11 protein-coding genes are annotated in these 11,897 nt (G+C 63.4%); 5 read left to right on the top strand and 6 right to left on the bottom strand.

What is annotated here, in order from left to right; all coding sequences use genetic code 11:
* Positions 1 to 169: 169 nt before the first annotated feature.
* From PU724_RS25875 to PU724_RS25860, 4 genes are read right to left on the bottom strand one after another with little or no spacing between them, the layout of a single operon-like run.
* Complete coding sequence (locus tag PU724_RS25875) at positions 170 to 1,147, bottom strand: quinone oxidoreductase family protein (RefSeq protein WP_292348813.1); 978 nt, start codon at positions 1,145 to 1,147, stop codon at positions 170 to 172.
* A 52-nt stretch (positions 1,148 to 1,199) separates the two neighbouring features.
* Positions 1,200 to 2,030 (bottom strand): phosphatidylcholine synthase, encoded by an 831-nt coding sequence (pcsA, locus tag PU724_RS25870; RefSeq protein ID WP_128275701.1) that lies wholly within the window; start codon positions 2,028 to 2,030, stop codon positions 1,200 to 1,202.
* Positions 2,027 to 2,641, bottom strand: coding sequence for a DUF1326 domain-containing protein (locus tag PU724_RS25865; RefSeq protein ID WP_127311367.1), 615 nt, complete (start codon positions 2,639 to 2,641; stop codon positions 2,027 to 2,029). Before PU724_RS25865 ends, pcsA begins: the two co-directional genes overlap by 4 nt.
* 14 nt (positions 2,642 to 2,655) lie before the next feature.
* Positions 2,656 to 3,552: a DUF2182 domain-containing protein gene (locus PU724_RS25860; protein WP_354421894.1), complete on the bottom strand. Its 897-nt coding sequence runs from the start codon at positions 3,550 to 3,552 to the stop codon at positions 2,656 to 2,658.
* Positions 3,553 to 3,655: 103 nt separating this feature from the next.
* Between PU724_RS25860 and PU724_RS25855 the strand changes: the two genes are divergently transcribed.
* Together PU724_RS25855 and hspQ are read left to right on the top strand one after the other, a co-directional pair.
* A complete protein-coding gene (locus PU724_RS25855) occupies positions 3,656 to 4,867 on the top strand; it encodes a UbiH/UbiF family hydroxylase (RefSeq protein ID WP_354421731.1) in 1,212 nt (403 codons plus the stop codon).
* A gap of 222 nt (positions 4,868 to 5,089) precedes the next feature.
* Positions 5,090 to 5,413 carry a heat shock protein HspQ gene (gene hspQ / locus PU724_RS25850; protein WP_128346819.1) on the top strand — a complete coding sequence of 108 codons (324 nt, stop codon included), beginning with the start codon at positions 5,090 to 5,092 and terminating at the stop codon, positions 5,411 to 5,413.
* 70 nt (positions 5,414 to 5,483) lie between these two features.
* Here hspQ and PU724_RS25845 read toward each other — a convergent pair whose 3' ends face one another.
* Positions 5,484 to 6,110, bottom strand: a complete 627-nt coding sequence (locus PU724_RS25845) for an invasion associated locus B family protein (protein WP_126054534.1) — start codon at positions 6,108 to 6,110, stop codon at positions 5,484 to 5,486.
* A gap of 282 nt (positions 6,111 to 6,392) precedes the next feature.
* Here PU724_RS25845 and PU724_RS25840 point away from each other — a divergent pair, with 282 nt between their 5' ends.
* Together PU724_RS25840 and PU724_RS25835 are read left to right on the top strand one after the other, a co-directional pair.
* Entirely contained in the window at positions 6,393 to 8,213 is a 1,821-nt protein-coding gene (locus tag PU724_RS25840; protein ID WP_127394104.1) for an extracellular solute-binding protein, read from the top strand.
* A gap of 20 nt (positions 8,214 to 8,233) precedes the next feature.
* Positions 8,234 to 8,917: a DsbA family oxidoreductase gene (locus tag PU724_RS25835; protein WP_354421734.1), complete on the top strand. Its 684-nt coding sequence runs from the start codon at positions 8,234 to 8,236 to the stop codon at positions 8,915 to 8,917.
* An 11-nt stretch (positions 8,918 to 8,928) separates the two neighbouring features.
* Here PU724_RS25835 and PU724_RS25830 read toward each other — a convergent pair whose 3' ends face one another.
* Positions 8,929 to 9,363, bottom strand: coding sequence for a hypothetical protein (locus PU724_RS25830; RefSeq protein ID WP_354421736.1), 435 nt, complete (start codon positions 9,361 to 9,363; stop codon positions 8,929 to 8,931).
* A 589-nt stretch (positions 9,364 to 9,952) separates the two neighbouring features.
* Here PU724_RS25830 and PU724_RS25825 point away from each other — a divergent pair.
* A complete protein-coding gene (locus tag PU724_RS25825; RefSeq protein WP_354421738.1) occupies positions 9,953 to 11,839 on the top strand; it encodes an ABC transporter ATP-binding protein/permease in 1,887 nt (628 codons plus the stop codon).
* Positions 11,840 to 11,897 lie beyond the last annotated feature (58 nt).

The following is an 11,897-nucleotide window of genomic DNA, read 5'->3' as shown; positions in this document are numbered from 1 at the left end:
ATGCGCGGCCGGCTCCCGTCGGAAAGCGGCACGCGACTTGAAAGAGCTTCAAGAATTTCAGCGGAAACTCAAGCGGTAAAAAAGTACTCCGCAAGACCACGAAAATCGGGAGCTGTCTTTTCGGGCGACCAATGCTTACGGCGGCGGCAAACCGCCGAAAACGACGACGTCAGGGGATGAGGACTGTCGTGCCCGTCGTACGCCTTCCTTCGAGATCCGAATGCGCCCGGCCGGCGTCCTTGAGCGCGTACCGCTGGTTGATCTTGATCTCTACGGCACCGCTCAGCACGACGTCGAACAGGGCTTCGGCCGACGCCACGAGATCCTCGCGCCTGGCGTTGTAGACGAACAGCGTCGGCCTGGTGGCGAACAGCGAGCCCTTCTGCGCCAGCAGCGACATCGAGAAGGGCGGGATCGGCCCGGAGGACTGGCCGAAGCTGACGAAGGTGCCGAGCGGCCTCAGGCAGTCGAGCGAGGCGGGAAACGTATCGTTGCCGACAGAATCGTAGACGACATCGCATTTCCTGCCGCCGGTGATGGCGGCGACGCCGGCGACGAAATCCTGCTCCTTGTAGTTGATGACATGGTCGAAGCCATGTGCCCTGGCGAGCTCGATCTTGTCGGCGGAACTCGCCGTGCCGATGACGGTGGCGCCGAGATGCTTGGCCCACTGTCCGAGGATCAGGCCGACGCCGCCGGCCGCCGCATGGAACAGGACGGTGTCGCCCGCCTTCACCTTGAAGGTGCGGCGCAGGAGATACTCCGCAGTCATGCCCTTCAGCATCATCGCCGCCGCCTGCTCGTCGCTGATGCCGTCGGGCACCTTCACCACGCGGTCCGCGGCAATGACCCGCTGCTCGGCGTAAGCGCCGACATTGACGGCGTAGGCGACGCGGTCGCCGGGCTTCAGCCAATCGACGTCGGCACCGATTTTGAGCACCACGCCGGCCGCCTCGCCGCCGGGGATCAGCGGAAAGCCGCCGGGCGGCGGATAGAGGCCCGAGCGATGGTAGACATCGATGAAGTTGAGGCCGATCGCGGTGTGCCTGATCAGGATCTGCCCGGTGCCTGGCTGGCCCGGATCGGCGTCCTCATAGATCAGTACTTCCGGGCCGCCATGGGCGTGGATGCGGATCGCTTTGGGCATTGGGCAGTCTCTCTTGGGATCGGGCCGTCCTGGGAACCGGCCTTCGCGGGGATCAGTCTTTCCGGGCGCCGGGCTTGGCGCCGAGCCTTGGAAAGAACTGCATGATACCGCCGATGCAGGCGAGGTAAAGTCCGGTGACCGTGATGCCGACCTTGGTGAAGACGCTCACCTGTTCGCCCAGCACGCCGATCTGGTCGTAGAAGGCGGCGAGCGCTGCCTGCGCCAGCGCCAGCGCGCCGAAGGCGCACCACAAGAGCGTCATGCCGAGATTGATCGGCCTCAGCCGCACCACGCGAACCGGATGGATGAAGTTGATCGGCACGAAGGTGAGGATGCCGGCGACCACCACCACGGCGAAGGAAACCCACTGCCCGGGCTCGATGACGAAGAGCGTGAACACCACCATGTTCCAGACGACCGGGAATCCCTTGAAGAAATTCTCCTTCGTCTTCATGCCGGTGTCGGCATAGTAGATCGCGCTCGACACCACGATGATGGCCGCCGACAGGAAGGATAGTTTCTCGCCCATGAAGCCGCGCTGATAGAGCGCGAAGGCCGGAATGAGCACGTAGGTCACGTAGTCGATGATGTTGTCGAGGAGCTCGCCCGACCATGTCGGCAAAATCTCCTTTACCTCGAGCTTCCTGGCGATCGGTCCGTCGATGCCGTCGACGAACAGCGCCAGGCCCAGCCACCAGAACATCGCCGTCCAGCGCTGCTCGCTCGCCGCGACCAGCGACAGGAAGGCCAGGAACGAGCCCGATGCCGTCAGCAGGTGCACCGAAAAGGCGCGCGCCTGCGGCCACGTGACCTTCTTCTTCGGTCGCGGAATCCGATCGGCGATTTTCTTGGCGGCTTTCCTGGCCGTAGTGTTCTTGCTCACGGGCCCCGCCAGTCCAGTTTGCAGATCTCGGCCGAACGGCCGGCAAAGTTCCAGTTGCGGCCGAAGGCGCGCATCTTGCTCTTGTCGGACTTCGCCACGATGATTTCCGGCGCGATCCAGTACTCGGAGTTGCTGATCACCGTATCCTTCTCGCGGTCCTTGCCGGGAACCGGCGTCACCGCCCCGTCGATGATCTTTGGTATCTGGAAGATACGCGTCTTGTCACGCGTCTCATAGGTGATCGGCGCCTGTTCGACGCCGAGGAATTTTCCGACCAGGATGGAGAGCAGCGCGGTTGTGCCGCCTGCCTTGCCGGTAAAGATCTTGGTCAGCGCCTTGACCGCGTAGACCGAGGCGCGCTTGTCGATGAACAGGCCGGCGGTCCAGTTGCCTCGGCTCATATATCCGGGGATTTCCATCACCAGGCCGAGATTGAGCCCGGAGAGGTCGACGTCGCCGAAATGGCCGGCGTCGATGCGGAAACCGGCCCAAGTCTGGCAATAACCCTCGGTCGGCGGATGGCTGCCGAGCGACAGCACGCAGGGGCAAAAAACCGTGCAATTGCAGGAGAGGACGAGCTCTCCCTTCATTGCCCAGCCCTGATCCGTCATCGACTTCTCCCCCCTCAGGCCGAAACTAATAGCAGGGCGGCGCCCCAGACAAGCAGTATCGCACCGGCGACCCGGCTTGCCACCCTGCCCTGGGTCTGTTTTTCGATCAGGGTGAACAGGCCGATCAACGCCATCCAGAAGATGTTCATTGCGCCGACGGCGAACATCACCAGCATCAGCGCCCAGCAGCAGCCGAGGCACCACAGGCCCTGTTCCAGGCCGAGCCGGAAGATGCGTTGGGGTTTCGCGCTCCAGTTTGCGAACAGGATCGAGAACGGGTTCCGGCATTTCGTCAGGCAGGCTTCCTTCCAGCCGCTGAACTGGTAGAGGCCTGCGACCAGCAAGGCCAGCGCCCCGGCAATGCCCACGACCGGATCCAGCAATCGCGCCGCCGGAGCAAAAGCATGGACGCCGAGGGTCAGCCCCGCAAACAGCGCCGAAGCGACGAGCCATGTGCAAAGATAGCCGGCGACCAGAACCAGCGGGTGGACGACCGGCTCGCCCTTGATGCGGGCGGTATCGGCGATCTCGCAATAGGTGCGGATCATTGGTGCTGCGGAAGGCAGCATCGCCGCCACGGCCATCAGGAACCACATCAGGACAAGCGCCGGCGCCTGGGCGCTGATTGCATCGGCAAACGACACCGGTGTCAGGCAGAGAGCGAAAAACCGGTCCAGAAAATCCGGCAGCGGCAGCGGTGGCAGGTTGTTCAGCATGAAATCGCCGGGGGCCGAGGCGCCCGCTATCCGGCTTTCGGCGCCGCGGATCGCCATGGCGCCAAGCGTGAGCCAGGCCAGCATGACCGCCGCTCCCACTGCCACGGTCACCGCCAGCCGGGGGTTGCGCGCGACGCTCGCCGTGGCGCGGCCGGCCCGGTCGAGATGGCTGAAATCATGGTCCTGGCCGGTCATGGACCCGAAATGGGCCGAATCGCCGCGTTGATCAAGCCGTGCGATCGGGCCTATACCGACGTTGGCGGCCAGTTGGGCCTGCATTGCGATCTGGATACCGGATTTGGATCATCACAAGACAGCGCGGATATTGGTTGCCGGCAGCGGTCCGGCCGGGCTGATCGCGGCGCTCGGCTTTGCCGAGGCCGGCTTTGCGGTGACGCTGGCAGGCCCGGAAGCCAATGGCCAGGATGGCCGCACCACGGCACTGATGAACCCTGCCTTGAAAGTCCTCGAGCGGCTGGGCGTTCTCGCGGAACTCAAGCCAAAGGCCGCGCCGCTGAAGGTGATGCGCATCGTCGACGCGACGAGGCGGCTGGTCCGCAGCCCGACGGTCACCTTCCGCGCCACCGAAATCGGCGAAGAGCAGTTCGGCTTGAACCTGCCCAACAACGTGCTTGTTCCAGCCCTTGCCAGGGCGGTTGCCGCGCATGTGGGCATCGAATGGCGGAAATCGATGGTCGAGAGCTGGCGCCTGGACACCACCCATGCCCATGCCGTGCTTGCCGATGGCAGCGAGATTTCCGCCTCCCTGGCGGTCGCCGCCGACGGGCGCTTGTCGCCGGCGCGCGAGGCGGCTGGCATCGCCGCATCGGTGCGCTCCTATCCACAGGCGGCGCTGGTTCTCAATTTCAGCCACCGCAGCGACCACGCCTTCACCTCGACCGAGTTCCACACCGAGACCGGCCCGTTCACGCAGGTTCCCTTGCCCGGCAACCGTTCCAGCCTTGTCTGGGTGGTGAAGCCGGAGACGGCGACGGAACTGGCGGCGCTCGACAACGCAACGCTCTCGCAGCGCGTCGAAGAGCAGATGCAGTCGATGCTGGGGCGCGTCACCGTCGACCCCGGCAGGCAGGTCTATCCGCTGTCGGCCGCCTCGCCAGGGCGTTTTGCGCAAAACCGGGTGGCGCTGGTTGGCGAGGCCGCGCACGTCTTCCCGCCGATCGGCGCGCAAGGTCTCAATCTCGGCATCAGGGATATCGACGACCTGATTGGAATCGCCAGCGAAAATAGCTCTGATCCGGGGTCGGAGAAGTGCCTCGCGACCTACGATACCAGGCGACGGCCCGACATTCTGGCGCGCAGCAGCGCGGTTAATCTGCTGAACAGGTCCCTGCTCTCCGACATGCTGCCGGCGCAGTTGGCGCGCAGCGCCGGCCTCGGCGTGCTCGGCAGCTTCGCGCCGTTGCGCGCCTTTTTCATGCGCGAAGGGCTGAGGCCCGGCAGCGGCTTCCAGGCGCTTGCCGGCGGGTTGCGCAAGCAGTCCCGGCGGTAGGTTCGCCGGACATTTCCGCCGCAGGCCGGAAACCCTCGGCTCCGCCAGCTCGTTGCTTGGCATAGGAGCGGTGCTTTGGCGTTGAATTGACGCGGCGTCTGCGCCAAATAGGCACCAACCGAAAGTCGGGGTCGATTTTTGGCGGCGCAGCGCGTAAATTCAAGATCTTAGGCGCCTTTGCGCGGTCACCGACGGCGCCTTGGAACCTGAGTGGTGAGTGCGATGAAAACGGCCAAATTCTCGATCGGACAAGTGGTTCGCCACCGGCTGTTTCCGTTCCGCGGGGTCATCTTCGACGTCGACCCGCAATTCGCCAACACCGAGGAATGGTACGAGGCGATACCGGCCGACGTGCGGCCGCGCAAGGACCAGCCCTTCTATCACCTTCTCGCAGAGAACTCCGAAACGGAATACATCGCCTATGTCTCCGAGCAGAACCTGCTCGAGGACAAGTCGGGCGAGCCGGTGCGCCATCCGCAGATCGGCGAGATGTTCGACAAGCGGCCGGACGGTCGCTACGAACCGAAACGACAGTCGCGGCATTGAGGCGCAAAAAAAGCGGGGCATGCCCCGCTTTTTTTCGAAGCAGGAAGACTCCCTCAGGAGTCCCCGGCGATCAGTTGGCGGTCTTCGCCTTGTCCTGCTCTTCCTTGAGCTTCTTGGCGAAGTCCTGGTTGTTCTTGGCCACGAAGTCCTTCAGCTTCTTCTGCCGGTCCTCGATGTCCGACTGCTGCAGCGGCGGACCGTCATAGGCGCCGCTGAAGCCGGTCAGCGCGACCTTGATCGGGTTCGGCTGGTTCTGGAAATTGACCGAGGTCAGCGTGATCGCCTGGCCCTTCTTGAACGAGGCGACGAGCTGGTCGGTCAGCGGCACTTCGGCCACGCAGCGGTCGGGGAAGCAGATCACATAGTCGAGCTTCTGCGCCTTGCCGGTGTCGATCTGCAGGCCGATTCCGGGAGGGACCAGACGGCCGGTCGGGACCGTGACCTGGAACACCTTGCGGTTCACCTTGCCCTTCAGCTCGATCAGGCTGATGCCGGTGACGAGCTGGCCGTTGCCGGCGGTGACGATGTTCTGGACATTGCAGATGTCGACATCTTCCTGCTTGGTGCAGGCCTTGAACCAGCCCTGCGGAATCTGCTGCTGCTGCGCGGAGGCAGCCGGAAGTTCTGCGCCCAGAAAGCCGATCACGCCTGCGGCCAGGACCGAAAGGCGGTACGCGTTGCTGTTCAGGCTCGTCATATGGTGTACTTCCTCTCAATGATCCCGGGACCGGCTTCTTCGTGCCGTGTGGTCCTGCTACCTGTTGCCGAAATGAGGCAACAGCATGACTTCGGAGCGCCTGTTACACTGCCAGCGATGGCGAATCCAGCCCGTCGGCCGCAATTCTTGGCGCAGCTCCGCCGGCCGCCCGCGGTCGCCGAGCTCCTGCAGCTCGGTCCCCGTGCCGCAACGATTCAATCGGAGCACGAAATGCTCTAGGGTGCATTCCGAATCATCAAGCCGCCTGGCAAGGAGACGGTCATGGGCCGCGTTCTCGTTTGGCTGATCGCCGCGACCTCGTTTCTGACCCTTGCTGCTGGACCGGCGCTGTCGGAGCCGAAGCATGCCATCGCCATGCAGGGCGAGCCGGCGCTGCCGGCGGACTATACGCATTTCGACTACGTCAATCCCGATGCGCCGAAAGGCGGCAGCATCACCTATTGCGTCGTCGGCAGCTTCGACAATCTCAACCCGTTCATCCTGAAAAGCCTGCGCACCACGGCACGCGGCATGATGGATACGATCTACGGCAATCTGGTCTTCGAGCCGCTGATGCAGCGCAACTATGACGAGCCCTTCAGCCTCTATGGCCTGCTCGCCGACAGCGCCGACATGGATCCCGAGCGCAAGTCGATCGAGTTCCATCTCAATCCCAACGCAAAATGGTCGGACGGCCAGCCGGTGACGCCGGAGGACGTGCTGTTCACCTACGACGTGTTCACCGACAAGGGCCGCCCGCCCTACAGCGACCGCATGGCCAAGATCGCCAAGCTGGAAAAGACCGGCGACCGCAGCGTGCGCTTCACCTTCAACGACAAGGCCGACCGCGAGTTTCCGCTGATCGTCGCGCTGACGCCGATCATCCCGAAGCATGCCTTCGACAAGGACAGCTTCGACAAGACGACGCTGAAGCCTGTGACCGGCAGCGGCCCCTACACGGTGGCGCAGGTGGTGCCCGGCCAGCGCATCGTGTTCAAGCGCAATCCCGACTATTGGGCCAAGGATGTCCCTTCGAAGCGCGGCTTCGACAATTTCGACCAGATCACCATCGAGTACTTCCTAAATGCCAACGCCAAGACCGAGGCGTTCAAGAAAGGCATCTGCGCCATCGACGACGAGACCGACCCGGTCAAGCGCGAACGCGATCTCGACTTTCCTGCCTTCCGCAAGGGCGACGTGGTCGCCGAGACCTTCGACACCGGCATTCCGCCCGTCGTGACCGGGTTCCTGTTCAACACCAGGCTGCCGAAGTTCTCCAACCCGGCCGTCCGGCGCGCGCTGGGCATGCTCTACGACTTCGAATGGGCGAACAAGAACCTGTTCGGCGGCAAGTACAGCCGGACCATGAGCTACTGGCAGAATTCCGAGCTTTCCGCGCTCGGCCATCCGGCCGACGACAGGGAAAAGGCGCTGCTGGCGCCCTACCCCGGCCGCGTGCCCGCCAATGTCATGGACGGCAGCTGGCGGCCGCCGGTCACCGACGGCTCGGGCCAGGACCGAAAGGTGCTGAGGGTGGCTTTCGAGCTGCTGAAGAGCGAGGGCTACACGGTCAAGGACGGTGTGATGCACGACCCGCAGGGAAATCCCTTCGGCTTCGAGATCCTGACCGCCTCGCAGGATGAGGAGCGGCTTGCCGCCATTTACCAGCGCACGCTGGAGAAGATCGGCATCGAGATGACCATCCGCAGCCTTGACGGCGACCAGATCCAGTCGCGCAAGCAGCGTTTCGATTTCGAGGTGCTGATCGGCTCCAGCGGCTTCAACAACTCATTGTCGCCGGGCATCGAGCAGATCGGCCGCTGGGGTTCTTCCGCCGCCAGGGCCGAAGGATCGTTCAACCTTGCCGGCGTCGCCGACCCGGCCGTGGACGCGGCGATCGATGCGATGCTGAGGGCGCGTTCCAAGGAAGACTATGTCGCCGCCGTTCGTGTCCTCGACCGGCTGCTGATCTCCGGCAACTATATGGTGCCGATGCAATACAACGCGCAGCAATGGCTCGCTTACTGGAATTATCTGGAACATCCGCAAAAGACCCCCATATTCGGCTATCAGCTGCCAAGCTGGTGGCGCAAGCCGAACTGAATTCCGGACAGGAGCAGAGGATGAGCGGCGAGAATTCCGTGACGGTGGATGTCGTATCCGATGTCGTCTGCCCGTGGTGCTTTATCGGCCAGAAACGGCTCGACAGGGCGATTGACGCCGCCAGCGACGTCGAGGTGCATGTCCGCTGGCGGCCGTTCCAGCTCGACCCCACCATCCCGCCCGAAGGCATGGATCGCCGCGCCTACATGATCGCCAAGTTCGGCAGCGAGGAGCGCGTTCGCCAGATCCATGCCCGCATCGAGCCGCTGGGCGAGGCCGAAGGGATCCATTTCGCCTTCGACGCCATCAAGGTGGCAGCCAATACGCTCGACGCGCACCGCGTCATCCGCTGGGCGGGCGCCGCCGGCGAGGAGGTGCAGAACCGGCTGGTGCGCCGGCTGTTCCAGCTCAATTTCGAGGAAGGCGCGAATCTCGGCGATCACGCCGTGCTGACGGCAGCCGCCCGCGAAGCCGGCATGGATGCGTCCGTGGTCGAGACGCTGCTGCCGACCGATGCCGATGTCGAGGCGGTGCGCACCGAAATCACGACCGCTTCGCGCATGGGCATCACCGGTGTCCCCTGCTTCCTGCTCGAAGGCAAATACGCGGTGATGGGCGCGCAGGAAGCCGACACGCTCGCCGACGCCATCCGCCAGGTGGCCGCGGCCAAGGCGCGGGGCGAACTGGAAACAGCGGCCGGCTGAGCAACACCGGCTTACTTCACCGTAACCTTGGCCTTGTTGACGAAGAAGCCGTGGCCGTTGCTGCCCGTACAGCTCAGCCCCTTCTTCGACGACTGGCAGGAAAACGATCCTTTGCTCCAGCTGTTGCCGTAGGCGAGCTTTGCGACGTCGCCGCAGCAGCCTTGCTCGCCGGGATTCTTGATCTGGGTAGCGGGACCCTTCGGCCCCAGGATGACGGTGATGTAGCTCGGCTCGACGCGCGAGCAGCTCAGCTCGGGGCCGCCGTCCTGCGGTTGATAGGTGCTGGTCCCGCCCTTCGGCGTGTAGATGCAGCCGATATTGCCTGACGGCGTGTTGAACTCGACCTGACCTTCGGCATTCGCCGGGATGGTCTGGCTGCCGGCATGTGCCGGCGCCAGCCAGGCGAGTGTCGAGAGCATCGCGGCTGACAATGTCCGTGCAAACATCAGAAAACTCCTCCGCTCCAGGGCCGGTGCAAAATCGAAACCGAACGGCCGGCACGTCGAACACAGTCGGCGTTCGCCTGAAAGAGCAATGGCGGATCGATGTATCGGGACGATGCCGGGCGCCTTCGGTTCGCTTCCCGGCATGTTTCGACCTGCCCGGGAACATCACGAAGGCCGGCTCCGAAAGACGCGAGCAGGTAAATTTTCGACCGCTCCGGTTCGCCCTCGGACGGAGATTCAGCTGAGCTGGAGAGCAGATCGGTTCACGAAACCGTGTTTTTGGTTTCCCTTAGGGAAGGTCCTCCACTCGACATGAGTGAGCCGCAACTTATTGAAAGAAAGGGAAATATCCCGTTTGAGCACGACCGTATCGCGGTGCGATCTGTTGCGCAGGGGCAACGGCTCGTGTGGCGGTTCACATTCGCCGACACAAAATTAATGGAAAATGATCAATTGGTGTTACTATCCGTAACAAAACTAAAAAGGTTTGGGCGGGATCGTGATTCGGGTTGGCAGACCGAGACGTTCAATATCGGAGAAAAGTGCTAGCGACGCCAGAAGGCAGCCGCCCCTGACCCCGGTGTCGTCGATGCGAACCTTCTGGGGACTGATGCGAGCCTACTGGTTCTCGGATCGCTGGAAGGAAGCCTGGACCCTAACCCTCGTCATCGCGCTGCTCACGGCGTTGTCCAGCAAGTCCGGCGTGTGGTTCGCCGAAGCGTCGGGTGAACTGGTCAATTCGATTGCTTTCTTCCACGACGCCGCAAATACCACCCCGCTGAAGACGCTGCTCACCAACGCCGGCATCCTCATTCTTATCGTCGTGCTCAAGGATGCAGGCTTCACCGGCATACGCAGCCTTGTTTCGGCAACGTTGCACCGCAAATGGCGCGGCTGGCTGGACGGCCGCTTCAACGAGGCGCTCCTCGACACCAATCACACGCATTTCCACGCCCAGCACGGTTCGTCCGACTCGCTGGCGCCCGACAACATCGACCAGCGGGTCCAGGAATCGATCAAGGACATGACCGGCGGAGCCATCGGCCTCGCCATGGGCGTGCTCGCCGTTGCCACCTCGCTTTACTTTGTTGGCCAGAAGCTGCTCGAGACCTCGGTCGAAGTGCGGGGACTGGAATTCCTCGGCAGCTACGGCAGCGCGGTCCTGGCTTTCCTGGCCGTCGCCATTTACGTGCCGTTGAATACCTGGATCGCGGTCAAGCTGGGCAGGCTGCTGGAACGTCTCAACGTGAGGATGCAGCAGTCGGAAGGCAGCTATCGCGGCGAGCTGACCACCTTCCTGCGCCGCAGTTTCCACGTCGCCGCGTCGCAAGGCGAGAATGTCCAGAAGACCATGCACAACCGGCTCTATGCCGACATCGACCGCAACTGGGCGCGGTTGAACATCGTCAACACCGGCTACAACTCGTTCGAGCTGATCTACAATTTCATCGGCGCCCGCATTGTCGCCTATGGCCCGGGCCTGGTGCCCTTCATCCACAATGGCTTCGATCTCAAGGGCTACATAACCGGCTCCGAAATGGTCAACGCGCTGATCGGCCAGTGCTCCTGGTTCATCCATGTCATGCCGGCCATCGCGACGCTGCGGGCCAACAGCCAGCGCGTGACGGAACTGGCCAACGCCATCGAGAAGGTGCAGCAGCCGCAGGAATTCTACCGGCAGACCGGCCGCTCCGACTTCAGCTATGCCGGCCAGAATCCCGTCTTCGGCCTGACCATCCAGAAGCTCGAGCTGGCGCATCAGGGCGAGGATGCGACGCCCTTCCTGAGCGCCGCGAACCTTCGCTTCCGGCGCGGCGAGTGGACCTTCCTCAAGGGCGAATCCGGCTGCGGCAAAACCTCGCTGATCAAGGCGATCAACGGTCTGTGGCCTTATGGCCGTGGCACCATCGTCTTCCCGGAAGGGGTCAAGAACTTCTACGCCGCCCAGGAGGTCAAGCTGCAGCAGGTGTCGCTCAAGCAGCTGGTCTGCCTGCCCGGCTCCGAACGCGACCACACCGATGCGCAGGTCGCATCGGCGCTGCACAAGGCAGGCCTTGGCGATTTCATCGAACACCTGGCCGACGAAAGCCGTGACGGGAAGAACTGGGACCAGGTGCTTTCGGGCGGCCAGAAGCAGAAGCTGGTGGTTGCCCGCATAGTGCTGCAGCAGCCGGGCCTTTTGTTCCTCGACGAGGCGACCGGCGCACTCGATCCCGAAGGCAAGGTCGCCTTCCACCAGGCGATCAAGGACAATTGTCCCGATGTCACGGTGATCAGCGTCATGCATGAGGCCGTGCCGCCGCGCTCGCTCACGGGCGCCGACTTCTACCACAGCGTGGTGGCGATCAGTGACGGCATCGCCACCAAGAAGCCGCTCGCGCCGAGCCTGCCGCGCGAACTCACCACCATCCTCGCGCAGCCCAGGCCGCCCGAGGACAAATGGCTGCGCTTCTCGCGCCGGCTGAAGCAGAAATAGCCTCGCTCCCCTCTCTTCGATCGGCCTCCGGCATCAGGCTGTTCCTTGGGCCGTTGAA

Source organism: Mesorhizobium abyssinicae (assembly GCF_049887195.1).
GTDB classification, from domain to species: Bacteria; Pseudomonadota; Alphaproteobacteria; order Rhizobiales; family Rhizobiaceae; genus Mesorhizobium; species Mesorhizobium abyssinicae.
This window is presented reverse-complemented; position numbering and strand designations above follow the sequence as displayed.

Coding starts and splice junctions, on each gene's coding strand:
- PU724_RS25875 (WP_292348813.1), bottom strand. CDS start 1,147: ATGCCCAAAGCGATCCGCATCCACGCCCATGGCGGCCCGGAAGTACTG.
- PU724_RS25865 (WP_127311367.1), bottom strand. CDS start 2,641: ATGACGGATCAGGGCTGGGCAATGAAGGGAGAGCTCGTCCTCTCCTGC.
- PU724_RS25860 (WP_354421894.1), bottom strand. CDS start 3,552: ATGACCGGCCAGGACCATGATTTCAGCCATCTCGACCGGGCCGGCCGC.
- hspQ (WP_128346819.1), top strand. CDS start 5,090: ATGAAAACGGCCAAATTCTCGATCGGACAAGTGGTTCGCCACCGGCTG.
- PU724_RS25845 (WP_126054534.1), bottom strand. CDS start 6,110: ATGACGAGCCTGAACAGCAACGCGTACCGCCTTTCGGTCCTGGCCGCA.
- PU724_RS25840 (WP_127394104.1), top strand. CDS start 6,393: ATGGGCCGCGTTCTCGTTTGGCTGATCGCCGCGACCTCGTTTCTGACC.
- PU724_RS25835 (WP_354421734.1), top strand. CDS start 8,234: ATGAGCGGCGAGAATTCCGTGACGGTGGATGTCGTATCCGATGTCGTC.
- PU724_RS25830 (WP_354421736.1), bottom strand. CDS start 9,363: ATGTTTGCACGGACATTGTCAGCCGCGATGCTCTCGACACTCGCCTGG.
- PU724_RS25825 (WP_354421738.1), top strand. CDS start 9,953: ATGCGAACCTTCTGGGGACTGATGCGAGCCTACTGGTTCTCGGATCGC.